General features: G+C 65.5%; 22 protein-coding genes. 4 read left to right on the top strand and 18 right to left on the bottom strand.

The window, feature by feature from the left end; all coding sequences use genetic code 11:
• Positions 1-7 precede the first annotated feature (7 nt).
• The 6 genes from FSZ31_RS02030 to xseA all read right to left on the bottom strand — a co-directional run bounded on the left by FSZ31_RS02030 (position 8) and on the right by xseA (position 9,609).
• Positions 8-1,813 (bottom strand): tetratricopeptide repeat-containing sulfotransferase family protein, encoded by a 1,806-nt coding sequence (locus tag FSZ31_RS02030; protein ID WP_161595922.1) that lies wholly within the window; start codon positions 1,811-1,813, stop codon positions 8-10.
• A gap of 82 nt (positions 1,814-1,895) precedes the next feature.
• Positions 1,896-3,416, bottom strand: coding sequence for a 2OG-Fe(II) oxygenase family protein (locus tag FSZ31_RS02025; RefSeq protein ID WP_147121385.1), 1,521 nt, complete (start codon positions 3,414-3,416; stop codon positions 1,896-1,898).
• A gap of 103 nt (positions 3,417-3,519) precedes the next feature.
• Complete coding sequence (locus FSZ31_RS02020; RefSeq protein WP_147121384.1) at positions 3,520-6,672, bottom strand: TonB-dependent receptor domain-containing protein; 3,153 nt, start codon at positions 6,670-6,672, stop codon at positions 3,520-3,522.
• 282 nt (positions 6,673-6,954) lie between these two features.
• Positions 6,955-7,881 carry a M23 family metallopeptidase gene (locus FSZ31_RS02015; protein WP_236643620.1) on the bottom strand — a complete coding sequence of 309 codons (927 nt, stop codon included), beginning with the start codon at positions 7,879-7,881 and terminating at the stop codon, positions 6,955-6,957.
• Positions 7,878-8,087 carry a DUF2093 domain-containing protein gene (locus tag FSZ31_RS02010; RefSeq protein ID WP_147121383.1) on the bottom strand — a complete coding sequence of 70 codons (210 nt, stop codon included), beginning with the start codon at positions 8,085-8,087 and terminating at the stop codon, positions 7,878-7,880. The genes FSZ31_RS02015 and FSZ31_RS02010 overlap by 4 nt, the downstream gene beginning before the upstream one ends.
• 88 nt (positions 8,088-8,175) lie before the next feature.
• On the bottom strand, positions 8,176-9,609 hold the full coding sequence (gene xseA / locus FSZ31_RS02005) for an exodeoxyribonuclease VII large subunit (RefSeq protein WP_147121382.1): 1,434 nt from the start codon (positions 9,607-9,609) through the stop codon (positions 8,176-8,178).
• Between xseA and purD the strand changes: the two genes are divergently transcribed.
• On the top strand, positions 9,608-10,882 hold the full coding sequence (gene purD / locus FSZ31_RS02000) for a phosphoribosylamine--glycine ligase (protein WP_147121381.1): 1,275 nt from the start codon (positions 9,608-9,610) through the stop codon (positions 10,880-10,882). The genes xseA and purD overlap by 2 nt on opposite strands.
• An 86-nt stretch (positions 10,883-10,968) precedes the next feature.
• Positions 10,969-11,517: a hypothetical protein gene (locus FSZ31_RS01995; protein WP_147121380.1), complete on the top strand. Its 549-nt coding sequence runs from the start codon at positions 10,969-10,971 to the stop codon at positions 11,515-11,517.
• Between the two features lie 117 nt (positions 11,518-11,634).
• Here FSZ31_RS01995 and FSZ31_RS01990 read toward each other — a convergent pair whose 3' ends face one another.
• Positions 11,635-12,969: a hemolysin family protein gene (locus FSZ31_RS01990; RefSeq protein ID WP_236643619.1), complete on the bottom strand. Its 1,335-nt coding sequence runs from the start codon at positions 12,967-12,969 to the stop codon at positions 11,635-11,637.
• A gap of 210 nt (positions 12,970-13,179) precedes the next feature.
• On the opposite strand from FSZ31_RS01990, the gene FSZ31_RS01985 reads away from it, so the two are divergent.
• Complete coding sequence (locus FSZ31_RS01985; protein ID WP_147121379.1) at positions 13,180-13,866, top strand: OmpA family protein; 687 nt, start codon at positions 13,180-13,182, stop codon at positions 13,864-13,866.
• Positions 13,867-13,937: 71 nt separating this feature from the next.
• Here the strand turns inward: FSZ31_RS01985 and FSZ31_RS01980 are convergent, their stop codons facing one another.
• From FSZ31_RS01980 to FSZ31_RS01960, 5 genes are all read right to left on the bottom strand, one after another.
• The gene (locus FSZ31_RS01980; RefSeq protein ID WP_147121378.1) at positions 13,938-14,558 is read right to left on the bottom strand and encodes a MarC family protein; all 621 of its coding nucleotides are present in this window, start codon (positions 14,556-14,558) and stop codon (positions 13,938-13,940) included.
• 30 nt (positions 14,559-14,588) lie between these two features.
• Entirely contained in the window at positions 14,589-15,266 is a 678-nt protein-coding gene (locus FSZ31_RS01975; protein ID WP_147121377.1) for a Cif family virulence factor, read from the bottom strand.
• A complete protein-coding gene (gene folD / locus FSZ31_RS01970) occupies positions 15,263-16,156 on the bottom strand; it encodes a bifunctional methylenetetrahydrofolate dehydrogenase/methenyltetrahydrofolate cyclohydrolase FolD (RefSeq protein WP_147121376.1) in 894 nt (297 codons plus the stop codon). The genes FSZ31_RS01975 and folD overlap by 4 nt, the downstream gene beginning before the upstream one ends.
• A 7-nt stretch (positions 16,157-16,163) precedes the next feature.
• Complete coding sequence (locus FSZ31_RS01965) at positions 16,164-16,454, bottom strand: YggT family protein (protein WP_147121375.1); 291 nt, start codon at positions 16,452-16,454, stop codon at positions 16,164-16,166.
• Between the two features lie 84 nt (positions 16,455-16,538).
• Entirely contained in the window at positions 16,539-17,252 is a 714-nt protein-coding gene (locus FSZ31_RS01960) for a queuosine precursor transporter (protein WP_147121374.1), read from the bottom strand.
• A 139-nt stretch (positions 17,253-17,391) separates the two neighbouring features.
• Between FSZ31_RS01960 and FSZ31_RS01955 the strand changes: the two genes are divergently transcribed.
• Positions 17,392-18,651 carry a NupC/NupG family nucleoside CNT transporter gene (locus tag FSZ31_RS01955; RefSeq protein ID WP_147121373.1) on the top strand — a complete coding sequence of 420 codons (1,260 nt, stop codon included), beginning with the start codon at positions 17,392-17,394 and terminating at the stop codon, positions 18,649-18,651.
• Here the strand turns inward: FSZ31_RS01955 and FSZ31_RS01950 are convergent.
• The 6 genes from FSZ31_RS01950 to FSZ31_RS01925 all read right to left on the bottom strand — a co-directional run bounded on the left by FSZ31_RS01950 (position 18,635) and on the right by FSZ31_RS01925 (position 25,198).
• The gene (locus FSZ31_RS01950) at positions 18,635-19,591 is read right to left on the bottom strand and encodes an ATP-grasp fold amidoligase family protein (protein ID WP_236643618.1); all 957 of its coding nucleotides are present in this window, start codon (positions 19,589-19,591) and stop codon (positions 18,635-18,637) included. The genes FSZ31_RS01955 and FSZ31_RS01950 overlap by 17 nt on opposite strands.
• Positions 19,588-20,178, bottom strand: a complete 591-nt coding sequence (locus FSZ31_RS01945; RefSeq protein WP_147121372.1) for a DUF1989 domain-containing protein — start codon at positions 20,176-20,178, stop codon at positions 19,588-19,590. Before FSZ31_RS01945 ends, FSZ31_RS01950 begins: the two co-directional genes overlap by 4 nt.
• A 13-nt stretch (positions 20,179-20,191) precedes the next feature.
• Positions 20,192-20,872: a guanitoxin biosynthesis heme-dependent pre-guanitoxin N-hydroxylase GntA gene (gntA, locus tag FSZ31_RS01940; protein WP_147121371.1), complete on the bottom strand. Its 681-nt coding sequence runs from the start codon at positions 20,870-20,872 to the stop codon at positions 20,192-20,194.
• 117 nt (positions 20,873-20,989) lie between these two features.
• The gene (gene egtD, locus FSZ31_RS01935) at positions 20,990-21,985 is read right to left on the bottom strand and encodes an L-histidine N(alpha)-methyltransferase (protein ID WP_147121370.1); all 996 of its coding nucleotides are present in this window, start codon (positions 21,983-21,985) and stop codon (positions 20,990-20,992) included.
• Positions 21,986-22,002: 17 nt separating this feature from the next.
• On the bottom strand, positions 22,003-23,304 hold the full coding sequence (egtB, locus tag FSZ31_RS01930; protein WP_147121369.1) for an ergothioneine biosynthesis protein EgtB: 1,302 nt from the start codon (positions 23,302-23,304) through the stop codon (positions 22,003-22,005).
• A 151-nt stretch (positions 23,305-23,455) separates the two neighbouring features.
• The gene (locus FSZ31_RS01925; protein ID WP_147121368.1) at positions 23,456-25,198 is read right to left on the bottom strand and encodes a serine hydrolase; all 1,743 of its coding nucleotides are present in this window, start codon (positions 25,196-25,198) and stop codon (positions 23,456-23,458) included.
• Between the last annotated feature and the right edge of the window lie 57 nt (positions 25,199-25,255).

The following is a 25,255-nucleotide window of genomic DNA, read 5'->3' as shown; positions in this document are numbered from 1 at the left end:
CGGGCTGTTACTCGGTCTCATATCCCATACGCTCGGCCCAGGGGCGCAGGATCGGCATCACCGGCGCCAGATGGTCACTGTAGCGACGCCAGCGATCGCTCGCATGGGTGTAGAGCTTTTCACCGATCTGAGAGTAACTGGCGGTTCGTACGCGGCCGCGCGCGCTGGCGGTCTGCTGATGATCGAGCAGATCGTCATGCCATTCTTCGCCAAGCCATTCGACCAGCGGAGTGAGCTCGGCGGCCGAGTCGACGACGAGGCGTTCATAGCGAACCGCGTGCGATTGGAAGGGTAAAAGCGTCTGAGCGCGATGCCACGCAGAGAACACTGCATCGTACGTCTTTGCGGCCTCATCGAGCGAGGTGAAGCTGCGCATCGCCACGTTGAGCTGGAAGTTCGCCATGAAGCAGCTCAATACGACGTCATAGGGATGCCGCTCGGCAAGGATGAAGCGCGCCTTGGGAAACAGTCGCTGGATGAACGGGACGCGCGCCATGTTGAGCGGATGTTTGTCGACCAGCCAACGATCATCCGCCCAGCCATATTCGCGGGCATATTCGAAATAGGCCGCGCGCAATTCGCCGATCCGATCGGGCGTCAGCGTCGGCAATGCGTCGTCGCCAAGGAGCGCGAGTGTGCGCGCGACCATCGGCCGTTCTTCGAGCACCGACAGGGTCGGCAGGCCCATCAACATGGTATCGAGCAATGTCGTGCCCGAACGCGGGAAACCGACGAGGAAGATCGGATCACGAAACTCGTCGGCGGATTCGACATTGACCCAGCCGCCCGCCCATTCATTGGTCCAGACCGCCAAATCGGCCTCGACCTTGCTACGAAAACTGGGCCCCGCAAGCGGCGGCGATAGCGCCACGGCCTCTCGATTCATCTGCTCGAAGGCGGGGAAGGCGGTCGCCGCATCGCCGCGCCGGTCGGCGATGCCACCGATCAGGTGATAACGGCGCAACGGCAGGATCGTTTCGGGAATCGCCTCCGCGAGCGCCGCGGCATCGTCGAAGCGCCCCTCGCGGCGCGCCTGCCATGCGAGGAGGAACGACAGCTCGGGAGGGGCATCCTTTGTATTGCTCTGCTCAACCAGCGCGGCGAGGTCGTCGACACGATTGAGCGTTTCGAAGATGAGGCCCAGTTCGAGCTGAGCGGCACCAAAATCGGGCGACCGGTCAATCGCCTCGCGAAGCGTCGCGATAGCGTTCTCGAGATCGTCATTTGCCGCATAGGCGAGCCCGAGTTCGGTCAGGACCTGTGGGTTTTCGGGAGCAACGCTTTGAGCGTCCTTGAGCGTCCTGAGACGCGCCTCCTGCAGATCCGACCGCATCAACAAGTCGGCGAGATTCAGGTAAATCGGAATATCTGCGGGTGCCAAAGTGATCGCGCGCTCGAAGGCGCGAATTGCGTCATCGACTTCGCCGAGCTGGGCCAACACGTTGCCGAGGTTGTTCCAGCTCGCGAGGTCATTCGCATCGGCGGCAATCGCACGCCGATAGGCCGGAACAGCTTCATCGAGCCGATCCTGATGCTGATGGATATAGGCTTCGATACGCGCGAGCGACGCTTCGGGAGCGCCCGCGACAATTTCGAGCGCCCTGGCAAAATCCCCGACACCGAGCAGGGCATTCGCCAGGTTGGCTTTGGTCGCGCGATCGTCAGGATGCAAAGCGAGCAAGTCGACAAGATAACCGATGGCCCGGTCGGCCCGATTGAGGCGCAAGGCGGCCTGTCCGGCAAGTGCCAGGTACGGCGCGCGATCGGCCGCGTCGGGCAGAGCCGAATCGACGATGTCGAGGACAGATTCCATGTCACCCGCACGCATCGTATGCAGCGCTTTGAGTAGTGCCGGAGGCGGAACCTTCGGAGAAACGGGACGTGAAGCCATGAATTCAACCTTGCTGGGGACGGGCGATATCGAACGCGACGGTCAGCCGCTCGCCCGCAGGAAATGGGCGCGTACCATGCCACATGATCGATGGAAATAGCACCAACCGACCGGGTTTGGGCTCGACCAGGCGAACCGGGGCAAGTTCGGGCACGAGGTCCCGCGCTTCACCAAGACTGAGCCAACCCTCTTCACTGCCCTGGCATTGCGCCGAATCATGCCCGCCAGGCAGCGAGACATAAAAGGCCGAACTGATCCAGCCCTGGCTGTGGATGTGATCTGCGTGAAACCCGTCATCGACCAGCCGAACAGACCACGATCCGGCGATGCGCACCGGCGAACGCGTCGCGATCAGGAAGGGATGGCCGCTCTCGGGTGGCGGCAGTTGCGCGATATAATCCGCGACCGCTTCGAGGATCCTTGAACGCAGACCCGTGATCGGGGCCTCGTCGCGCAGGAGGAGATTTCCGTCGGTCTGCGTCCCACCACGGACCGACTGATCAAGTGGAGCGCCCTTGGCGTTATGCAGCCCGCGGAGGTGATCCGCCAACACAGCTAGATCGCCCACCTGATCGCCCAGGTCGTAAACGCCGATCAGTCGCTCATCGCCGGCAAGCCAGGTCCAGCGATGGTCGCCTGTCATCCGCCAGGCCAGCGCCAGATAGGGCCAAAGCAGCCGGTCGTCGTCGTTTTCAATCCATGGTTCGATCAATTCGATTGCGCGTTCGGGCCGATTGGCCCGGATCAGATGACGCGCGCGCTGCGCCACCAGACCAAGAGAACGGCCCGGGCCCAATGCCATAAAAAGCTTGTCGGCCTGGTCGAATGCGCCGCGTTCGGAAGCAATGTGCGCACACAATTCGGCGAGCCAAGGCTGGTCCCCAAACTGATCGAATGCGATGCTTGCTGCGTTGTCGGCCCCGTCGAGGTCGCGCGCCTCAAGCCGGATTGCGATGAGTTCGCGGTGCAAATCTATTTGGTCCGGATGCTGCGATAGCGCTTGGATGACGCTTTCAGCAGGATCGAGGCCTTGTTGACCCTTCAGCCGAGCCAGCGTGCGATGACCCTCGAACCACAGCGCATTCTTCCCGACGATCGGGGCCAGCACATCGATCGCTGCATCGACCGAATGGGCGGCCGCGATGGCGGCAATACGCCCCAGAACAACCGACGCGTCCTGCGGCGATAACCGTGCCGCACGATCGAACAAGGCCGTTGCCGGCTCCCCCGCTTCGAGCGCTGCGCGGGCATGGCTGTGGGCAATCAGCGGATCGGCCGGCGCAAGTCGTGCCGCGCGATCAAAGGCATCGAGCGCCAGCCTGCTGTTCCCGGTGGCACGCGCGGCGAGGCCAAGCAGTTGTTGAAGCCTGGGGTTGTCGCGGTGGCGCAATGCGGCCGCTCTCGCGGTCTCAAGCAGTTCCTCAGGACGATCGGCGTTGAGCAAACCGATACCGACCCGAAACAATGTCGCCGGATCGTCGAGCGATAAACCACTTAGGGCAGCCTGGGCTTCCTCGTGGGTCACGGTATGACAACGCTATCAGGGAATTCCGACGGCTGGTTGGTCGGCACAAATGAAAATGGCGGGCCGAAACGGCCCGCCATTCTCAAGTTCATCATGTCGACGCTTAGAATTCGAGCGTGACACCGGCGTAGATGTAACGGCCGAGCGCGTCATAGACCTGCGCGAAGACGTTGCCGTTACAGAAGCCGGCGGGGCAAGCCTGACCGCCAGTGACCGGCGGCGACTTGTCGAGCAGGTTGTTCGCGCCGAGACGGAACTTGTAGTGATCGCCAACCGCCATCGTCAAAGCCAGATCGAAGTAGCTGACCGCGTCGAAGTGCGAAGCGCCCGGACGGCCACCGTCGAGATCGACGGGGTCGAAATAACGCCAGCGCAGCGACGTACCGAAGCCGTTGGGCATGTCGAAGCTGACACGGGCCTGGTGGCGCCATTTCGGGTTCGGCGTGCCACAGACGTTGCCGGCCTTACCAACGCACTCGATGTCCGGACCAACACCCGGGTTGGTCACCAACTTGTCGAGGTAGGTCCCGACGAAGCTGAGGCCCAGACGACCCGCGCCACCAATCTGACGGCTGTAAGCCGCATTGATGTCGATACCGGCCGTTTCAAGGCGACCGATGTTCTGCGACAGATCGTTCACGTAGCCGTTCGAAGTCCGCCACAGCGAACCCGAACCGTCACGCGTAATCAGGCCGCAGAAGAACGGATCAGCCGTCGTACGGTTGCAATTCTGCAGGATCGTGTCGGCACCAATGCCCTGGATCGCGCCCTTAACCTTGATGTTGAAATAATCAACACTCGCCGAGAAGCCGGGCAGGAAGGTCGGGGTGAGCACCACGCCTGCCGTGTAAGTGTCGGCAACTTCGGGCACCAGGTTGGGGTTACCACCGATCAGCCCGTTATACTGAGCAGCCGGGTTAGGTGCGACCACCTGACCAACGGTCAGGCCCTGCGCCAAGCAGCCAACGTCCGAAGCCGCGATGGCAGCGCCCGAGCAGGGATCGGTCGAACCGTCAAGCGCGACGCGCTGCGGTGCGAACAGATCCTGGACGGTCGGTGCACGAACGGCCCGGTTGTAACCACCGCGGAAACGAATGTCGCGGATCGGAGCGAACTCGCCTTCGATCTTGTACGTATCGGTCTTCGCACCCGTGCTGTAATCCGAATAACGATAACCGCCGGTCAGCGAGAGATCGTAAACCCAGCTGTCATGTGCGATCGGAATGCTGATTTCGGTGAAGAATTCCTTCACGTTGAACGAACCGGCAACAGGAAGCGTCGGCGCGCCCTGACCGGCGAGATCGCCCGTCTGGAACGCGGTATCGGCATAGAACTCAAGACGTTCGTTGCGATATTCGCCGCCGAGAACGATGCTGACACCTTCGTCGGCCCAAGGCGACTGGATGCCATATTCGCCGAGCGAACCGGCAACATAAGCCGATGCGACCTGCTCACTCACGATACCGCGCTGAAGACCAGGGGTCTGCAGGTAGGCAATCGAGGCCTGCGAAGGCTGCACCGTGCCGGGCGAGAAGATATCCCAAGGCACGCAGTTCGGGTCAGTACCGTCGAGCGTCGAACGGCAAACGGGCGCACCGCCGGGTCCGGTGACAACGTCGAGCGCGCGGTTGAGACGCGTGACCGAGAAGTCATTGCTGTAGGTTTCAGCGAAGTTGGTACGACCATACTGATAATAGGCGTCGTACGACCATGCCGAGCCCAGCTCACCCTTGGTACCAAGCACCGCACGATAGCTCGTGTGCTGCAAATCGTCGCGACGCGAGCCGCCTTCGACGTTGCGGCGCAGGATCTGAGCGAAGCCACGGTTGTAGGTGGTGCCCGTCGACGGATCGATGAAGTTGAACGCCGTCGTTGGGAGAAGCGGCTCACCCTGGCCACGTGCGATGCGCGCAGCATTTTCGGCGGCCACATTGCCGACGACGGTGAAGGCATCACCCGGCGCAGGGCTGACGAGAAGGTTCTCGTTATCGCAGATCGTTGCAAGCTGGCTCGCGCCAAGCAGCGGGTTGTCGCAGTTCAGCGAAAGCGTGTTGCCGAAGTCCCCCGATGGAGCGATCTGGGCGACCGTGCGGTCGTCCATGAACATGAACTCCATATAGGGATGGAGCGCAGGCGAGATTTCGTAGTCGGCGAAGACGCCGGCCGTGTAACGCTCGTCAGGACGCTGGAAATAGTTCGTCGGCGCGTAGTTGAACGGAGTGAAGCCTGGCGCCAGCGTGCGGTTGGGGCCGAACTGATAGGTCAGCGAAGTGAAGGTCGCCGTGCGTGGATCGTTGCTGTCGTAAGCGAACAGCGTGCCCTGGGGCGACGTTGCCGAGCCACCGCAGGTGTAAAGCTGACCGTTCGCGGTAACCTGGGCCGCAGTGCGAGCCGAGAGCGCGCAAGACGAATAGTCACGAGTGGCCTGGTTGACCGGATTGATCTTACGATAGCCGACATAGGCGGTGGCATGGCCACGACCGTCATCGAAACCAGCGCCGAATGCGAGCGTGGCGTCGAAGGTGCCGCCATTGGTCGACAGACCACGCGGATAGCCAAAGCCGCGCTGGTCGAGCGGATCGGTGATCTGCTTGGTGTTGCGGTTGTTGTGGCTGTAGACCGAATACTGCGTGTCGAGCTTGAAGCCTTCAAAGGTCGTGTCCATCACGAAGTTGACGACGCCGGCAACGGCATCGGCACCGTAAACCGACGATGCGCCGCCAGTCAGAACGTCGACGCGCTTGATCAGCGCGGCGGGAATGACGTTGATGTCGGCAGCCGACGTGCTCGGGTCACCCGGGACGAGACGACGGCCGTTGACGAGCACCAGAGTGCGCTCCGAACCGAGGCCGCGAAGGTTGAGCGTCGCGGTACCGCTGGCGCCGTTCGAGATATTCGAACCCTGGCCGGCGAAAACCTGAGGCAGCGAGTTGACGAGATCCTCAACGCGCGTCGTGCCCGTCTGAGCGAACTCTTCGCTGCTGATCACCGTGATCGGGCTGGCCGATTCGAGATTGGGCTGGCGGATGCGCGAACCGGTAACAACGATACCCTGGCCCGTCGAAGCGGAACCCGATGCGTCCGTCGTGGAAGCGTCCTGGCTTTCGATCGGTCCGACGCTGGCGTCCTGCGTATCCTGCGCCATGGCGGGGGCGGCAAATGCGGTTGCGGCGAAGATGCCGGCACCGAGGAGCGAGAGCGCCTGGAGCGCCGAGCCCGCCTTAAAGGCCGCCTTGCGTTGCGTAATGGTATTCATGTTCATCCCCTTGCTAGAATTCAATTGGGTAAATGCGGATCACACCAAGCCATGTGAATTACCGCGCTATCTGCCAATTTATCCCAGTGGCGTAAATGGAGCCGGGGGCCGGAAACCTATTTCTTTCGGTACTGTCTCAAAATTGTCACGCTTCGCCTAGGGTGCAGGCATCTGCCGTTTCCATTGAATCCATTAGGCAAATTGGTTCGGCGAGGGTGGGGCAGCCCAAATCGCCTTGCCGCGTGAGCCGCGCGAACGGAGCCTTACGGTACGGCAAGCCGCCTATCGCGCGGGGCGGGCAAGCTTGCGCGGGTCGATTCGGGCGCCGGCGAGCTTCATGCTCCAGTGGAGGTGCGGACCGGTGGCGCGGCCGGTCGAGCCGATTTCACCTAGCGGCTGCCCCTGGCGGACCTGTTGCCCCTCGGTCACGTAGAGCTTCGAGCAATGGAGGAAGGCGCTGTTGAGGCCGTGGCCGTGGTCGATCATCAGCAGGCGGCCTTCGAGCGTGAAGGGTTCGTCGGCGGCGAGGATGACGACGCCGTCGGCGGGCGCGCGAAACACCGTGCCGGTGGCGCCCGCCATATCGACGCCGCTGTGATAGCTGGCCGGGGTGCCGCGATAGATCCGTTGTGAACCGAACACGCCGGTGATGCGGCCGTCGGTTGGCCAGATGAAGGCCTGCCGCCAGCCGTCGACGGCGTTGGCCTGCGCGCGCGCGGCATTGATCCGCGCAAGCTCGGGTGCGCGGCGGCGCTGGAACTCGGCGCTCGATACGCCGCCGGTCAGCGACGCGTCGATATTCTGGATATCCCAGCGGCCCGGCGCAATCGCGATCGTGCGGCTGTCGCTATGACCGTCGGCGAAGGTCGCAGTGAGCGTTTCGGAGGACGGAGCGTCACGATCGAACGCGATGATGAACGCGCCGTCGTCGGCGATCGGCACTGCGTTGCCTTCAAGGCTGAGCGCGACGGTGCCCGACGGCGCGACGCCGCGCAGCACCGCGCCCTGCTCACTCGCCGAGGCAATGGTCCACGGGCGGGCGGGCGGCTGGATGATGGGGATGGCGGGTGTCGGTCGGGAAACCGCCACCGGCGGCGGCGCTTCGGCTGCCGGCCTGGGCACGACGGTGCAGGTCGTCGTCAGCAGCAGCGTCGCGAACCCGGCAACGATGCGCGCCGTGACAGTGGCAGATCTTGGCAGGGCGTTCACGCGCGCTGCGCGGCGAGCTCGGCCTCGACCGATGCGCGCGCGGTGGCATAGGGTTCCTGCCGCGCGACCGACCAGTATTTGAGTTCGTCGAGCGGGATCGGCTCGCCCGTTGCGGCGCACAGGACGTGGTCGCCCGCGGTCAGGACGCGATAGTGGCTGCCCATATAATGAAGCCGCGCAACGCGGCCCCGGTTGCTCATCAACATCGGTGTCTGTCCAGTTTCAGGGTCGTTCTGCAGCGTTTATCGCAGATGCGCGCGCGCCATGCAAACGCTGCCGCGCCTCCTCGTCGCCCTAATCGAACAGGTCGACCTGCCCCTTGGGCGCAGGCTTGGCGGCGCGCGGCGCGCGGGCGGGTGCGGCGCGAGGCGGATCGCCCTCGCCGGTGTGCGCAGCGACCGATCCGTCGTCGAACTGGAGCGTCAGTGCGCCAGCGGCGCGGGCGCGCGCCGCGCTGGCGACAACCTTGCCCGCTGCATCGGTGACCATTGCATAGCCGCGCGAGAGGATCGCGCGCGGATTGAGCGAGGCGAGGACGCGCGCACCGCTCGCGAGACGGTCGCGGTCGCGGCGCAGCAGGCGGTCGAGCAGGACGGGCGCGAGACGATCACCCGAGCGCGCATAAACCTGGCGTGCGAGCAGCAGCCGCTGGCCGAGCGCGCGGGCGAGGCGTTCGCCCTGGTCGTCGAGCCGCTGGCGCTGCGGCGCGACGAGGCGATCGAGGCTGGGGATGACGCGGGCGAGCGCACGCAGTCGTTCGCCCGCGCGTTCAAGCTGGCGGACGAGGCCACGCTGCGCGCGCAGGCCGAGCTCGCGCACGGTGCCGAGCCATTCGGCGCGAACCGGCACCGCCATTTCGGCCGCAGCCGTCGGGGTCGGCGCGCGCGCGTCGGCGGCATAGTCGGCAAGGCTGGTGTCGGTTTCGTGCCCGACCGCAGAGATTGTCGGAATGCGGCAGTCGGCGATGGCGCGCACGACGACCTCTTCGTTGAATGCCCACAGGTCCTCGATCGAGCCGCCGCCCCGCGCGACGATGACGAGATCGGGCCGCGCGATCGCGCCGCCGGGTTCGATGGCATCGAAGCCACGCACCGCCGCGGCGATCTCGGCTGCCGCGCCGTCGCCCTGGACGCGGACCGGCCAGACGAGGACGTGCGTCGGGCAGCGATCGGCGAGCCGGTGGAGGATATCGCGGATGACCGCGCCGGTCGGCGAGGTGACGACGCCGATCGTGCGCGGGAGGAAGGGCAGTCGCTGCTTGCGGTCGGGCGCGAACAGGCCTTCGCCGGCGAGCCTGGCCTTGAGCTTCTCGAACAGCGCCATCAACGCGCCCTCGCCCGCCAGTTCGAGCGAATCGATCACGATCTGGTATTTCGATCGGCCCGGATAGGTCGTCAGCCGCCCCGTCGCGATCACCTCGACACCGTCCTGCGGCGCGAAGGCGAGGCGGCCGGCCGAGCCCTTCCACATGACCGCGTCGATCACAGCACTGTCGTCCTTGAGGCTCATATAGACATGGCCCGAGCCGGCGCGCTTGAAGCCCGATATCTCGCCACGGACGCGGACATGGCCAAAGCGTTCCTCGACCGCGCGCTTCAAGGCGCCAGAGATTTCGCTGACGCTGAGCGGCGGCGCATTGTCCCCCGCGCGGTCCTGCGCTACCAGCCGACCAGACGCCGAAAACGGCGCGTTGCCGTTATTGTCATCCTGATCGGGGGCCTGATCCATGAACGTCCTTCTGCTCGGTTCCGGTGGGCGCGAACATGCGCTGGCGTGGAAGCTGGTGCAATCTTCCGCTCTCGATACCCTCTATGCCGCGCCAGGCAACCCCGGGATTGCCGCCATCGCGACGATCGCGCCGCTCAAGCTCGAGGACCATCGCGGGATCGTCGATTTCTGTTTTCGCAACTCGATCGAGCTCGTCGTCGTCGGGCCCGAGGCGCCGCTGGTCGACGGCCTCGCCGACAACCTGCGCGCGGTCGGGATCGCGGTCTTCGGCCCCGACAAGAAGGCCGCGCGCCTCGAAGGCTCGAAGGCGTTTACGAAAAAACTGTGCGAGCGCGTCGGCATCCCGACCGCGAAATTCCGCCATGCCCGTGCGCTGGGCAGCGCATTGCGCGCATTGAAGGCGTTCGACCTGCCGGTGGTGATCAAGGCCGACGGACTCGCCGCGGGCAAGGGCGTGACAATCGCCGAGACCGAGGCAGAGGCGACAGCCGCGATCGAGGACATCTTCAGCGGCCGCTTCGGTAAAAAGGGCGCGGCGGTTGTCATCGAGGAATTCATGACCGGCGAGGAGGTCAGCCTGTTTGCGCTGACCGACGGCAAGCATTTCGTCGCGTTCGGCAGCGCGCAGGACCACAAGCGCGCGTTCGACGGCGACACCGGCCCCAACACCGGCGGGATGGGCGCGTACAGCCCGGCCAGCGTGCTGACCCCCGAACTCGAGGCGCAGGCGATCGACACGATCGTCCGCCCGACGGTCCAGGCGCTGGCGCAGGACGGCACGCCTTACATAGGCGTGCTCTATGCCGGGCTGATGCTGACCGACGAGGGTCCCAAGCTGGTCGAATACAATGTCCGCTTCGGCGACCCCGAATGCCAGGTGCTGATGGCGCGGTTCGACGACGACCTGCTCGCGCTGATGCTCGCGGTGGCCAACGGCGAACTCGGCACGATGGCGCCGCCGAGCTTTGCCAACCGTACCGCACTGGCGGTCGTGATCGCGGCCAAGGGCTATCCCGACGAGCCCAGGAAAGGTGGCGCGATCGGCGGCATCGACGCCGCCGAAGCAACCGGCGCGACGGTCTTCCACGCCGGCACCGCGCTCATCGACGAGCAGCTCGTGGCGAGCGGCGGGCGCGTTCTCAACGTCGTCGCAACGGGGCGCGGGGTCAAGTCGGCGCGCGAGGCGGCCTATAAAGGTGTCGATGCAATCGACTATCCCGAAGGCTTCAACCGCAGCGATATCGGCTGGCGCGAACTGGAGCGCAAACGCTGACCGACGGGGCTGGACGCGCGCACGATCGCGGCGTTAGTCTCCCGCCGGCGGACAGCCACTGACGCTAACTGCGAAGGAGCCACCAGATGGCCGATATTCTCAATCAATACTGGATCGTCCTCGTCATCGCGCTGCTGCTGGTGCTGGCAGCGGTGGTGTTTTTCGTGCCGCGCCGCGACCCGCGTGCCGGGCGGGTCGCCAGCGACGAACCGCGCGCGCCGCTCGAACCGCGCAAGCCCGATATCGTCGCGGCCAAGCGCAATGCCTTTGCCGATCCGCCTGCCCCTTCCCCCGCTGAGCGGATTCAGCCGACGACCGCGCCGCCGCCGACGATCGACCCGCTGCCTGCCGCGCCCGATCCGGTCCCTGCCGCCGCCCCGACCGCAGAAGTTGGCGGCGACGACCTGTCGGTGATGAAGGGGGTCGGGCCCAAGCTGGTGGCAAGGCTCGCCGCGCTCGGCGTGACCCGCTTCGACCAAATCGCCGCGTGGAGCGAGGCCGATATCGACCGGATCGACGGCGAGATCGGCAATTTCGCCGGCCGCATCCGGCGCGACGACTGGACCCAGCAGGCGCGCCTGCTCGCCGCGGGCGACCGTGCCGGCTTCGAAGCGAAGTTCGGCGCGCTCGGCTGAGCGGCAAGCTCCCCGTTTGCCCTGTGTAGGACCGCAGGTCCGTATCGAAGCGTTATGGGGTCCCGAGCCTGGTCAAAGGTCTCGGGCCAACGGGACAAGCGAACGTATCGCTGGCGCCTAGACCTCGCCGTCATCCTCGCGCGGCGGCGGCTTGCGCTCGATCGCGCTGACGAGCAGCTTGTCGATCCGGCGGCCGTCCATGTCGACAACCTCGAACCGCCAGCCCTGGTCGGTGAAATGCTCGCCGGTTTGAGGAAGTCGCTTGAGCACCCACAAGGCATGGCCCGCGACGGTCGCGTAATCGCGATCCTCGGGCAGCGTGATACCGAGCCGTTCGACCAGGATCTCGGCCGAGGTCCCGCCCGAGATCAGCACCGAACCGTCTTCGCGCTCGACCAGGGCGGGGTCGGTGCCGATGTCCTTGTCCGAGACGAATTCGCCCGCGATCGCCGCGAGGATGTCCGACGGCGTCACGATCCCTTCGAAATGGCCGTATTCGTCGTGGACCAGCGCCATCGGCACCTCGACCGTACGCAGCCGCCCGAGCGCATCCATCGCGTCGAGCTGGTCGGGCAGGATTTCGGCCGGGCGCATCAGCGCGGCAAGATCGGGCTCGCCGCCTTCGAGCAGGACGCGGACGATATCGCGCAAGCCGACGACACCGACGATGTCGTCGACCGAGCCGCGCGCGACGGGCAGTCGCGTGTGCGGCGAGGCGAGGATCTGCGCGCGCGTCGTGGCGGGATCGGCGTCGATGTCGAGCCAGTCGATTTCGGGCCGCGGGGTCATCACTTCGCGGACCGGGCGATCGCCGAGACGGACGACGCCCGAAATGATCGCGCGCTCGCTTTCCTCGATCACCCCGGCGCGCGCGGCCTCGATCATCACCAGGTGGATTTCCTCGGCGGTGACGTGTTCCTTCGATTCGCGGTTAAGGCGCAGCAGGCGGAAGATCAGCGCGCTGCTGCCGTCGAGCAGCCAGACGATCGGCGCAGAGATGACCGACAGCCACAGCATCGGCCGCGCCATCGCCGCGGCGATCGGTTCGGGATTGCGCAGCGCGAACTGCTTGGGGACAAGCTCGCCGACGATCAGCGAGGCGTAAGTGGTCAGCCCGATGACGAGCGCGAAGCCGAGCGTCGCGGCGGTGTCCGGCGCAAGTCCGAACCAGGCGACGAACCGTTCGCCGACCGGACCGCCGAGGCTGGCGCCCGAATAGGCGCCGGCAATGATTCCGATCAGCGTGATGCCGACCTGGACGATTGAGAGGAACTTGCCCGGATCGGCGGCCAGCGCGAGTGCGACGCGTGCACCGCGATGGCCCGCTTTTTCCATCGCCTGGAGCCGCGGACGGCGGGCCGAAACGATCGCCAGTTCGGACATCGCGAAGATGCCGTTGAGCGCGACGAGCGCCAGGATGACGAGCGCATCGGTCCACGGAAAGGGCGTCACCGCGTCACCGCTGCGGGCGTCCCGGCGGCGCTGTCAGATCGTACGAGGAGCGAGAAATTGGCCACGCTATGGCCTATAAGCGGCTAGCGGCTCGCCAGACAACTGCGCAATCGTCGCGATATGATGCGCAGGCGGAACAATCGCGCGCGTGCACCGTTGGATCAGCCAGTTGTGGGAAGCGAACAAGCACCCAGACGAAAGGGATATATCATGAAGAATACCACCAAATTCCTGACCGGCGTCGGCATGGCCATCGCCATGGTTACCACCGGCTGCGTCACCGATCCGGTGACCGGCAACAAGAAAATCTCGAAGGCTGCCATCGGCGGCGTCCTCGGCACCGGCGCAGGCTATCTGCTCGGCGACCTGATCGGCGGCCGCAACAGCCGCACCGCCGAAATCGTCGGCGCGGGCATCGGCGCAGTCGCCGGTGCGGGCGTTGGCTATTACATGGACCAGCAGGAAAAGAAGCTGCGCGAACAGACCGCGGGCACCGACGTCAACGTCGTGCGCGACGGCGACCAGCTCGTCCTCGACATGCCGGGCGACGTGACCTTCGCACTCAACAGCGCAACGGTCAGCCCGAGCGCGGCGTCGGTCCTGTCGCAGGTCGCGCAGACTCTGGTCCAGTATCCGAGCACCTATATCGACGTTTACGGCCACACCGATTCGTCGGGCAGCGCCCAGTACAACCAGACGCTGTCCGAACAGCGCGCGCGCTCGGTCGCAAACTACCTCGCCAGCCGCGGCGTCCAGCAGGCGCGTATGGCGACGCAGGGTTTCGGCGAAACGCAGCTGAAGTGCGACGAAAGCACCGAAGCCGGCAAGCGTTGCAACCGCCGCGTCGAGATCCGCATCTCGCCGGTCACGCAGAACGACGTCAACGCCGTTCGCTAAACGCGACGACAGCCAGAACGACGAAGGGGCCGAGCGATCGGCCCCTTTTTCGTGGGATAAATGCTGGCGCCTCAGGCGAAGCTGGCGCGCAGCCCGTCGATGACGAATTGTGCCGCCAGCGCAGCGAGCAGGACGCCGAGCACGCGGGTGATGACGATTTCCATCCGCTCGCCGAGCAGCTTCATCAGCGGCCCTGCCGCGAGCAGCGCCGCGAGCGTGATGAGCAGGACGAGGCCGAGCGCGCCGAGGATGACGCCGCGCGTCGCCCAGTCGGTCGAGGTTCCCATCAACAGCATCACCGAGGCGATCGAGCCCGGACCGGCGATCATCGGCATCGCCATCGGAAAGATCGAGACGTCTTCGATCTCGGGATCGTCAATGATTTCCTGTGCGCGCTCCTCGCGCCGCTGGGTGCGCTTTTCGAACACCATCTCGAGCGCAATGAGGAACAGCATGATGCCGCCGGCGATGCGGAAGCTTTCGAGATCGATCCCGAGCGCGCCGAGCAGCGCGTGGCCGAACAATGCGAAGACGAGCAATATGCCCGCCGACACGACGATCGCGCGGATCGCCATCGCGTTGCGCTGCGCCGGCGTCGCGCCGGTCGTCAGGCTGGCATAAATCGGCGTGCAGCCCGGCGGATCGACGATCACCAGGAAGGTTATGAAGGCAGAGATGAAAAGTTCGATCATGGAATGCCTCGTTGCGCGCTTCGCCGCGCCTTATTCGGCGGCGACCGTGTCTTCAAGCACCGTCTCGAACGCGGCTCCGTTCCACAGCTGCGCGGTGACCGTGCGCGCGCCGTCGGGCGCGACTGCCGAGGACCAGACGAGGCTACGGTCGCGCGACGCGCCCTGTTTCACATCACCCGTTGCCGTTGCGGCGGGGAGCGCGGCGGGCAGCGCCTTGCACGAGGCAACGCGCGAAGAGATCGCGTCGGACGAACCGCGCGGTGCGGCAAGCGTATCGCCATGGTCGAGCACCCATTTCCAGCGGCCGTCGCCCTGGCGCAGCCAGACGGTCGTGAAATAGCCCTGGCTGCCGTCGGGACGTTGCCAAGCGCCGGTCGATACCGCGGCATTGCCGTCGCACGACATGACGACGCCTTGCGGCTGCCAGCGCACCGCCTGCGCCGGATCGGCGCGACCCTTGAGCCAGCTTTGCGCGACGACGCGTTCAGGCACGAACATGTTGGCATCGTCGGTGGCAAAGCGCCGGAACGCGGTCCATTGCCCGTCGTCCTGCGCGGCGCGGGCAAAGGCGATCTCGGTTGCGATGACTGCGCTCGGATTGGCCAGCAGCGGACGGTTGCCGAGCGCATCGGGCACACGGTTGGTTGCGCAGCCGGCGAGCAGAGCGCTCGCGGCGAGGAGACTGGCGAGAGGGGCAGATCGGGTCATATCGCGTCCCTGGCAAGAGCGACGCCGGCGCGCCGATGCGCCGCGACGAGAGTGTTGCGGAGCAGGACCGCGATCGTCATCGGGCCGACGCCGCCGGGCACGGGCGTGATCGCGCCGGCATGCGCCATCGCACCCGCAAAATCGACATCGCCGACGAGCCGCGTCGTGCCGGGTTCGTCGCCCGCGATGCGGTTGATGCCGACGTCGATCACCGTCGCGCCGGGCTTGAGCCAGTCGCCCTTGATCATGCCGGGGCGGCCGACCGCGGCGACGACGATATCGGCGGCGCGGACCTTGGCGGGCAGATCGCGCGTCTTCGAATGCGCGATCGTCACGGTGCAGCTGGCGCCGAGCAGCAATGCCGCCATCGGCTTGCCGACGATGTTCGAGCGACCGATAACGATCGCGTCGAGCCCGGCGAGATCGCCGATCCGGTCCTTGAGCAGCATCAGGCAGCCCAATGGCGTGCACGGTACGAAGCCGTCGAGGCCCGAAGCGAGCCGACCGACATTTTCCGGCGTGAAGCCGTCGACGTCCTTACCCGCGTCGATCGCGGTGATGACCGCATGTTCGTCGATATGATCGGGCAGCGGCAGCTGGACGAGGATGCCGTCGACGGCAGCGTCGGCGTTGAGCTGTTCAACGAGCGCGCGGACCTCGTCCTCGCTCGCGCTGGCCGGCAGCCGGTGTTCGAAGCTGAGCATGCCCGCGGCGAGCGTCGCCTTGCCCTTGGCGCGGACATAGACCTGGCTCGCCGGATCGTCGCCGACAAGGACGACGGCAAGGCCCGGCTGGCGACCCGCCTTCGCGGCGAAATCGGCCGACAGCGCAGCGACTCGCTCGCGCAAGTCGAGCGCGAAGGCTTTTCCGTCGATGATTTCTGCGGTCATGCGCGGCTTATCCCGCCGCCCGCAGCATGGCGGGCAGGATGACGCTCTGGAGAATCAGGATCAGGATCAGGACAACCATCGGCGACAGGTCAAGCGCGCCGAAATCGGGCATGATCTTGCGGATCGGCCGGTAGATCGGCTGCGTCATCTTGTCGAGCGCGGTCCAGATATTGGCGACGAAGTCGTTGTAGGTGTTGATGACGTTGAACGCGATCAGCCAGCTCATCACCGCCTGGATGATGATGATCCACCAGGCGACGGTCAGCAGGATCGAAAGAATTTGGACGATAACGAGCATAAAGGCTTCCACATGAGGCATCGGAGGGCGAACGCCGCCTTAGCCGACTAGCACAGCCCTGAACAGCCCGCCACTTCGAGATCGTCAGGCGTCGGCGGGCCGATCGAGCCATTTGCCGAAGGCGACGCACGCCTGAATCAAAACCGGCACGAGGACGATCGACAGCGTCACCTTGGCGAGCAGCTGCCCGGCGAGCAGCCCGGTGATCGGGAAGATGCCGTAAAAGGCGACGGTGATGAAGAGCAGCGTATCGACGATCTGGCTGAGTACGCCGGCGACCGCGCCGCGGATCCACAGGAAGCTGCCGCCGGGACGGCGCAGCGCGCTGAAGATCGAGACGTTGAGCGTCTGCGACACGCCATAGGCGATGATTCCCGCGACCCAGATCCGCGGCGTCGCGCGCATCATCATGTCGAACGCGCCGAGCCGCTCGGGCTCCATCCCCGGCGATGCGGGCAGGAAGAGAACGAGCAGCGCGAGCAGGATCGACGTGATCAGCGGGATGAAGCCATAGCGGACCAGCCGGTTGGCGACGCTGCGGCCATGCAGTTCGGCAACCGCGCTCGATACGACGACGAGCAGGAGAAAGGCGAAAATGCCCGCCTCGACCGCGAGCGGGCCCAGCGCGACCTGCTTGTTGCCGAGAACGCCGGCAATGCAGACCATGCCGCCGTAGAACACCGACAGGACGAACAGCGATCGCGGAATCTGCGCGGCGACCGGCTGCGACAGCGATGCGTCGGCAGTATCGGATACGGGGATGGCGGTCGCGCCGGGCGCGTCGGGGGTCGATGTCATGCGCCTTCGCATAACGGGCTTTGCGCCGCTGTGAAAGCCGTTGCTGCCAAGTTGCGCAGCGGCCGATGGTTTTGATGCTTCCGCACCGTCGTCTCTGCCGCTATGCCAGCGCGAAATGCCCGGGGAGGGGCGGTAAAATATGTATAATTTCCTGATCGGACTGGGCGGCATCGTCGTCATCCTGGCAATCGCCTTTGCGCTGTCGACCAACCGCCGTGCGATCCGCCCGCGCGTCGTCGGCGCCGCGTTTGCGTTGCAGGCAGGCTTCGCCTTTCTCGTGCTCGGCACGTCGGGCGGGCGCGCGGTGATCCGGACGCTGTCGATGGGTGTCGCCAGCCTGCTCGGCTATGCCAGCAAGGGCACCGAATTCCTGTTCGGGCCGAGCGCGACCAACCCGCTCGCCAACACCTTTGCATTGGGCGCGCTGCCGGTGATCGTGTTCTTCGCCTCGCTGATCTCCATTCTCTATTATCTCGGCGTGATGCAGCTGATCATCAAATGGGTCGGCGGCGCGATCCAGTGGGTCACCGGCATCACCAAGGTCGAAAGCCTCGGCGCGGCGGCCAACATCTTCGTCGGCCAGTCGGAAAGTCCGCTGGTCATCAAGCCCTATCTCGCCGGCCTGACGCGCGCCCAGCTGTTCACGATCATGACCGTCGGTATGGCGGGCGTCGCGGGCACGATCCTCGCCGCTTATGCCAGCGTCATCGGCGAGCAGTTGCTCCCCTACCTCCTCGCCGCAAGCTTCATGTCGGCCCCGGGCGGCATCCTGATGGCCAAGATGATCGTCCCCGACAACCCCGAAGACATCGGCATCGAACCCGTCGAGCTGGCCGATGCGAGCCATGCCGACGAACGCCCCGCCAACGTCATCATGGCCGCCGCGCAGGGCGCTCAGACCGGCGTCAAGCTGGCGGTCGCGGTCGGCGCGATGGTGCTCGCCTTCGTCGCGCTCGTCGCGCTCGCCAACGGCCTGCTCGGCGCGGTCGGCGGTCTGTTCGGCGAGCCCGATCTCAGTTTCCAGCAGCTCGTCGGCTATGTCTTCCAGCCGGTCATGATGATGCTCAACGTGCCCGCCGCCGAAGCGGGGCAAGCGGGCGGCCTGTTCGGCACCAAGCTGGTGCTCAACGAGTTCGTCGCCTTCATCGAACTCGGCACGATCCAGGGGACGCTGTCGCCCTACACGATCGCGGTCGTCACCTTCTCGCTGTGCGGTTTCGCCAATTTCAGCTCGATCGCGATCCAGATGGCAGTGACCGGCGGGCTCGCCCCCAATCAGCGCCCGATGATCGCGCGGCTCGGCATCCGCGCGCTGATCGCGGGCAGCCTCGCCAACCTGATGTCGGCGGCACTCGCCGGAATCATCATCTCGACGACGGGGATCACACCGATCGGGTAACCGCCTGATCGCCGGTTAGGCCCTCGAGCAATCCGTGCCAGATCGCCGATGGCGATGGCGCGGGTGCTGGCGGCGCGAAATCGCGCGCCGCGCGCCACAGCGCGCCGAGTTCGAGATCGAGATCGTCGGGATCGAACGGGTCGAGCCCCGAGCCGGGATAAAAGGTCATTTCGCCGAACAACGGGCGCCCGCCGACTTCGTAGAAATCGGTGCGGACGAAATCGAACCCCTGGCCCAAAGTCTCGGCCGCCGCGATCATCGCGTCGAGCGATCGCGGACGCGGCGGGTCGGTATCGGCGCTGGGCGCCGACCGTCGCCGCCAGTCGGGCGTGAACAGCATCCAGCGATGATCGTGCTCGCGGTCGAGATGGACCTGGATGTGCGTGACGCGTCCACCGAAGACGTAAAGCTTGTAATCGACCGGCAGCGCCCCGCCATCGCCGATGAACGGCTCGACGAGGATGCCGCGCGGGATTTCGCGATAGAGCCATTCATCGAGCCAATAGCCGTAGCGCGTCGTTATCCAGCCGGCGGCGGCGCGGCGGATGTCATCCCAATCCTCGGCCCCGCCGCGCACGAAGCGCGTCTGGTTGCACCCGTGGCGCGACTTGACGACGAACGGTCCGGTCCATTCGGGTCGTTCGGGCAGGACATCGCCGTGCCACAGCGTCGGCGTGATCCATCCCTCGCCGAGCAGGCGGCGGGCATAGGCCTTGGCAGCGACCTTGTCGGCGAGGCGCGGCTGGCGCGGATCATGGTCAAACAGCTTGCGCCACTGGACAAGGTCGGTGAAGCGGACCGGATCGGCGAGTTGCGGCAGCCGGCGATGCCGCCAGCCATAGGTCAGGTAAATACGCGCGAGTGCGGTCAGCGGCGCAGCCGGCGGCGCGCCTTCAAAGGCGCCGAGGTCTGCGGCGAGTGCCGCGCTGTAGGCGTTCACGAAGCGATTTCGTAGTGGATCGGCTTGAAACTGCCGTTGTTCGATTGCAGCGCCGAGCAAGCGGTTAGGCCGATGACGAGATCGGCCTGCGCTTCGAACACGATCCGGTCGCCCGCCTTGCTGAGCGGCGGTTCGACCGTCAGCTCGCCGGTTTCGCCATTGACCGGCACGTTCATGAAACAGTTGAACGCGACGGGGATCATGTCTTCGGCGACCCCATAGGGCGCGAGCGCGGCGGCGAGGTTGCCGAAACATCCGCGGTGCGGATCGGTGTCGCCATAGATGATGCGAAACGTGTCCTTCGAGCACGGCGTCAAAAGGAAATCGTGGCGACCGACCGTGTCATCGACGATGTCGAGCATGACATTGCTGCGGTTCGAATAGAGTCTGTCGCCTGTCGTCAGGTAGATCCGGCTGGCATAATCGAGCGTCCGGCCCGAGCTGATCACCTCGGCGACATCGTCGCGCGCGAAGGCGAGCAGGTCGGCGACCTGTTCGCCTTTGGGATCGATCACGGTCAGCCGCTGCCCCTTGTCGAGCGTGAAGGCGACGCCCGAGCGGGGCGGGATTTCATGGGGCATCGTCATGTCCTTGGCTTGCTTAGGCGGCGCGGCCGCTGAACGGGCAGCGCCAGTCGGAACCGACCGCGCGACCGCTATACTGGCGCGCGGCCGAGACGGTGCCGTGCGGCGCGAGCATGGGGTTGGCCGAACCGGCGAGCGCGACGTCGCGATCGATAATCTTGGTGCTGAGGCGATCATAGACGCCCGAGGCGCGCAGGCGTTCGAACTGGTCGTGCAGGTTGAACACGATGACCGGGTGGGTGAAACGCCGCGCCGGGCGGCTCGCGCCGGGGTGAAGGCCAACGACGAAAAACGCCTCGCCGCCAAAGCTCATCGCGAAATGCGGGTCCTGCGGATCGTGGCTGACGCGCGGGTCGGGTTGCTGGCCGAGCCACTCGTCCTTGTCGCTGAGCGATTGCAGGCGCTGCCAGAGCAGTTTTTCGAACTCGGCCTCGTCGACACCTTCATCGGTATCGAAGACGACGGCGAGCGACTGGAACGGTTCGGGATCGGCGCGGTAGGCGGCGGCAAGCTCCATCAGCGAGGGCAGGATCCGTAAGTCGTCCCAGCCCGAGCGCATGCTGCGCGCGACGATGATCCGTAGATTATCGCGGCCCAGCGCCGATTTCGCGCCGACACAGGGGAAGGACGGTTCACGGATGAAGCTACGGAATGTGTCGGCGAGCGGATGCGCGCTATCGTCGGCAGGCTGGATCATAGGGACTCAAACGCCGACCGGCCGTTTCGGTTGCGAAGCAAGACCGAAATGCCGAAAATTCCTGATTCAATTCGATTATGTCGCGTTCGAGGCGATGTAACTGCTGCCCCAAGGCGATCAGGGCGCGGTGCGGTACTCGGTCGCATGCGCCAGGATCAGCGCGAAGCGGTCGTCTGGATCGGTCCATGTCTCGACCGGCGTCCATTCGCCGGTGCGGAGCAGCAAATTGGCGTCGCGCGGGCCGTATTTGTGGCTGTTCTCGGTATGGATCGTCTCGCCCTTGGCCATCGCGAACGCCTGTCCGGCAACCTCGAAGGACACGTCGCGCTGCGCCTCGAGGTGCATTTCGATCCGCGCGAAGCGATCGTTCCAGCGCGCGACATGGGCGAAGGCGTCCTCGGGAATCGTGCCGCCGAGTTCGCGGTTGATCCGGGCGAGCAGGTTCAGGTTGAACGCGGCGGTGACGCCGGCGGCATCGTCATAGGCCGCCTCGAGCACGTCGATGTCCTTGATCCGGTCGATGCCGATGAGCAGCATCGCGCCGCTGTCGGGCCCACCGAGCGTGTCGCGCATCGAGCGCAGCAGGTCGACCGCGGTGCGCGCGACCATGTTGCCGATCGTCGAGCCGGGAAAGAAGCCGAGCCGCGGCTGGTCGGCAACCTCTGCAGGAAGCTCGACCGGTTTCATGAAATTGGCCTCGACCGGGATCACCGGCAGATCGGGGAAGCGCGCCGATAGGTCGTCCGACGAGCTGCGCAAAAAGTCCCCGCTGATATCGATCGGGACGTACGAGGCGGGATCGATCGCAGCGAGCAGGTGCGGCGTCTTGACCGAGCTGCCCGAACCGAATTCGACGACGCAGCGCCCGGCCCCGACACGCTCTGCAACCTCGCCGCAGACGTGTTTGAGTAGCTCGGTCTCGACGCGGGTGGGGTAATATTCGGGCTGGGCGGTGATATCCTCGAACAGCTCGGACCCGCGCGTGTCGTAGAACCAGCGCGCGGGGATCGCCTTTTGCCGCTGGCCGAGGCCGGCGAGGACGTCATCGCGAAAATCGCTGTCGAACCCGGCGGGATCGGCATCGACAAGGCTCATGGTGCGGACGATGGCCATGCGGCTCCCTTTGCGGGTTAGAGGTCTTTGGCGAGCCGCAGGCCGGTGAACTGCCAGCGCTGGTGCGGGTAGAAGAAATTGCGATAGCTGGCGCGGACATGGCCGCGCGGAGTGGCGCAGCTGCCGCCGCGCAGGACGAACTGGCCGCTCATGAACTTGCCGTTATATTCGCCGACCGCGCCGTCGCAGGGCCTGAAGCCGGGATAGGGGCGATAGGCGCTGCCGGTCCATTCCCAGCAGTCGCCGAACATCTGTTTGAGGCGCGGGAGATCGCCGCCTGGGGCGGGTTGCGGGGCGACCGGGCCAGCGCTGTCGAGAAGGTTGCCGGACAGCGGTTCGGATGACGAGGCGACCGATTCCCATTCCGCCTCGGTCGGCAGGCGCGCGCCGGCCCAGCTGGCATAGGCATCTGATTCGTATAGAGAAATATGCGTGACAGGCGCGGCGGGATCGATCGGTTGCCAGCCCGACAGGGTGAACTGCTCCCAATCGCCGCCGTCGCCTTGCCGCCAGTAGAGCGGCGCAGCGATGCGCTCATTATTCACCCAGGCCCAACCGTCGGCGAGCCAGTGGGCGGGATCGGCATAGCCGCCATCGGCAATGAAATCGATCCATTCGCCGTTGGTGACGAGCCGGTCGGCGAGCGCATGCGGGGTCAGCAGCACGTCGTGGCGCGGGCCTTCGCAATCGAACGCGAAGCCGTCGCCAGCATCATGGCCGATCGTGACGCGGCCCGTTGCCCCCTCGACCCAGCCCAGCGGTGCGGGCGCGCTCGCGACGGACGCAGCAGGTGCTTCGAACATCGCGGGCCCGAGCGGGTTGCGCGAGAAGAGGTGGAGCATGTCGGTGAGGAGCAGCTCCTGGTGCTGCTGCTCGTGATGGAGGCCGAGCGTGACAAGATCGCCCGCGGTCTCGGCAAGGCGCGGCATCGCGTCCGCCATCGCGGCATCGACATGGTCGCGCCAGGCGAGGATGTCGGCGAGCGCGGGGCGCGTCAGCAGGCCGCGCGCGGTGCGCTCGTGCCGCTCGCCCTCGGCCTCGTAATAACTGTTGAACAGATAGGGATAGCGATCGTCGTACAGGCGATAGCCGGGGACGTGGTCGCGCAGGAGGAAGGTTTCGAAGAACCACGTCGCGTGCGCGAGATGCCATTTGGCGGGCGAAGCGTCGGCCATCGATTGCGCGGTCGCGTCGGCGTCCGACAGCGGCGCGGCGAGCGCGCGCGTCAGGTCGCGCACCGACCGATAGGCGGCGGCGAACTGCGCCGGGCCCGTCCTTGGACTGGGCCGGGCGTCGATACTGGCGGGCTTGGTGGCCATGGCCTCCCCCTGTCGTTACGCGCTTCCAACGAAAGCGTACGCGATTTGTTTCAGCGCGTCAGGGGGGTGCGGAATTTTTGTCGGATGCGATCTGCCGCCCGGTGCCTGAATGACGGCGATCCGGGAACCAGCGGTCCTATGCTCGGAGCATCTATTGCGACGGCCCCCGGACTGCGTGCTGACCCGACTCGAACGTTATTCCACCGTCGCCATCGACCGTTGCGGTCACATCAGGCCCGGCGTGTGCGAAGCCGTCGATCCACAGCCCCCCTTCGGCAGTCGCCCATGCGCGCACCCGCGTTGGTGGCATTTCGGTTTCCTGTCCGACAGGCTGCAGCCCGTTGATCCGGCCCTGCGGATCATAGACGATGCCGATGTCCATCGATCCGCGCTCAAAATCGATCCGAACCTCGGCAAAATCGTCGGTGGTGGAATAGACGTGATGGTGACGGTAGGCACCGAACTGTTCAAGGAATTGAGCCCAGGTTTCATCGAGCGCGCCAGCGGGCACATTGGCGAGCATATCCGGGCTGAAATGCGATGCGATCCCGGCCTGGCCGTGCGCCGCCCAACCGGCGACGGCCTGATCGGCATCGTTGGCCAGCGGACCCGTGGCGTGGACGAGTTTCGGGAGTTGCAAGACCGACCAGCCCCCGTCGGTTTCAAGCCAGAGCTGCCCTTTCGTGTCGACGTTCAACGCGAACGACCGGTCTTCCGGTAGGCGGTAGGCGCCTTCGAGCGCGCGACCGGCAAGCGGCGGCGCAAGGGAAGGAACGGTTGCAGGCGTCCGGCCCGCGACGATCGATGAAACGACGGTGCGCAAATAGCTTTCGCTTTCGTCGATATGCCCAAGGTCGAGCGTGCGATTGAGGTCGCCGAACACGGCTTTATGCTCTGCGGGAACCAAGACCAGGTTGCTGACAACGCCAGGGATGGTGCCGTCGTGCGCGACCTGCTGCACGCCGTCGATATCACGGACCAGCCAGCCAAGCGCGAATGATTCCCCGGGATTGCGCGTCGGAACCACCGGCGCCCACATCAGCGCGAGGGTTGCCGGCTTGACGATCCGGCCGGACATCAGCGCTTCGCTCCATTTCAGGAGGCCGTTTGGCGTGGCGCGAACACCAGCAGCACTGAACGTCTGCGATGGATCGAGGACGGGGGCGGCAACGAAGCTGTCGCCGTGCCTCTCGAATGCGGTGGCATTGGGGTGGCCGGGCAGGTTGCGGCACAAGCAGAATTCGCGCGAAACTCCCGCCGGGGCCAGCACCAGCGCGTCGAGCGCGGCATAATATGGCTTTGCGGTCACGACCTCGAGGATGCGTCCCAGCAGGATATAGCCCGAGTTCGAATAGCCGTAGCGAGTGCCGGGTTCGAACAGCAGGGGCGCGGCCGAAAACTGATCGATCAACGCGCTGGTCGAGATCGGTAATGCCAAAACATCGAAGTCCAGCGGACCGTCGCCCAGGCCCTGATCGTCCTTGAGAATGCTGGGCACGCCGCCGGTGTGGCTGAGCAGCTGGGCAATCGTGACCCTGGCAAAGGGCCGCCCGGCATATTCGGGCAGGTAGGATGCCACCGCGGCCTTCAGATCGACACGCCCCTGTTCGACTAGGCGCATGACCGCGGTGGCTGTCAGAACCTTTGTCACCGATGCTAGCGGATAGGCAATCCCTGCCCCATTGGCGATTTTGCCATCGGCGTCCGCGCGGCCTTGTGCGTCCACGACGCTGACGATTCCGCGTTCGCCGGTCGCTACAACGCCGGAGAATCGACCCACCCGCGCATCATCTGCCAAGGCTGTGCTGGGTTCCGCAAGGGCCGGGCCCGAGATCCCGGAAGCGATTAAAATAGCGGTGCCGAGGAGAAGGACAGTCCGGCGGAGAGGGCTCATGTTCGACTTCCCTGGAAAGTTGATGCGGATATTCAAAGCATCAGTTCAGCCCCGACC

Origin of the sequence: Flavisphingopyxis soli, assembly GCF_007995095.1 — a bacterium.
Classification (GTDB): Bacteria; Pseudomonadota; Alphaproteobacteria; order Sphingomonadales; family Sphingomonadaceae; genus Flavisphingopyxis; species Flavisphingopyxis soli.
Note: the sequence above shows the minus strand (reverse complement) of the source record. Positions and strands in the feature narration are given on the sequence as shown.

Excerpts from the sequence above, each read along its gene's own strand:
- FSZ31_RS01925 (WP_147121368.1), bottom strand. The coding sequence starts at position 25,198 with ATGAGCCCTCTCCGCCGGACTGTCCTTCTCCTCGGCACCGCTATTTTA.
- FSZ31_RS02010 (WP_147121383.1), bottom strand. The coding sequence starts at position 8,087 with ATGTTGATGAGCAACCGGGGCCGCGTTGCGCGGCTTCATTATATGGGC.
- purD (WP_147121381.1), top strand. The coding sequence starts at position 9,608 with ATGAACGTCCTTCTGCTCGGTTCCGGTGGGCGCGAACATGCGCTGGCG.
- FSZ31_RS01975 (WP_147121377.1), bottom strand. The coding sequence starts at position 15,266 with ATGACCCGATCTGCCCCTCTCGCCAGTCTCCTCGCCGCGAGCGCTCTG.
- egtB (WP_147121369.1), bottom strand. The coding sequence starts at position 23,304 with ATGGCCACCAAGCCCGCCAGTATCGACGCCCGGCCCAGTCCAAGGACG.
- FSZ31_RS01985 (WP_147121379.1), top strand. The coding sequence starts at position 13,180 with ATGAAGAATACCACCAAATTCCTGACCGGCGTCGGCATGGCCATCGCC.
- FSZ31_RS01960 (WP_147121374.1), bottom strand. The coding sequence starts at position 17,252 with ATGACATCGACCCCCGACGCGCCCGGCGCGACCGCCATCCCCGTATCC.
- FSZ31_RS01980 (WP_147121378.1), bottom strand. The coding sequence starts at position 14,558 with ATGATCGAACTTTTCATCTCTGCCTTCATAACCTTCCTGGTGATCGTC.
- FSZ31_RS01945 (WP_147121372.1), bottom strand. The coding sequence starts at position 20,178 with ATGACGATGCCCCATGAAATCCCGCCCCGCTCGGGCGTCGCCTTCACG.
- FSZ31_RS02020 (WP_147121384.1), bottom strand. The coding sequence starts at position 6,672 with ATGAATACCATTACGCAACGCAAGGCGGCCTTTAAGGCGGGCTCGGCG.
- FSZ31_RS01965 (WP_147121375.1), bottom strand. The coding sequence starts at position 16,454 with ATGCTCGTTATCGTCCAAATTCTTTCGATCCTGCTGACCGTCGCCTGG.
- FSZ31_RS01955 (WP_147121373.1), top strand. The coding sequence starts at position 17,392 with ATGTATAATTTCCTGATCGGACTGGGCGGCATCGTCGTCATCCTGGCA.
- xseA (WP_147121382.1), bottom strand. The coding sequence starts at position 9,609 with ATGGATCAGGCCCCCGATCAGGATGACAATAACGGCAACGCGCCGTTT.
- folD (WP_147121376.1), bottom strand. The coding sequence starts at position 16,156 with ATGACCGCAGAAATCATCGACGGAAAAGCCTTCGCGCTCGACTTGCGC.
- FSZ31_RS01995 (WP_147121380.1), top strand. The coding sequence starts at position 10,969 with ATGGCCGATATTCTCAATCAATACTGGATCGTCCTCGTCATCGCGCTG.
- FSZ31_RS02030 (WP_161595922.1), bottom strand. The coding sequence starts at position 1,813 with ATGGAATCTGTCCTCGACATCGTCGATTCGGCTCTGCCCGACGCGGCC.
- gntA (WP_147121371.1), bottom strand. The coding sequence starts at position 20,872 with ATGATCCAGCCTGCCGACGATAGCGCGCATCCGCTCGCCGACACATTC.
- egtD (WP_147121370.1), bottom strand. The coding sequence starts at position 21,985 with ATGGCCATCGTCCGCACCATGAGCCTTGTCGATGCCGATCCCGCCGGG.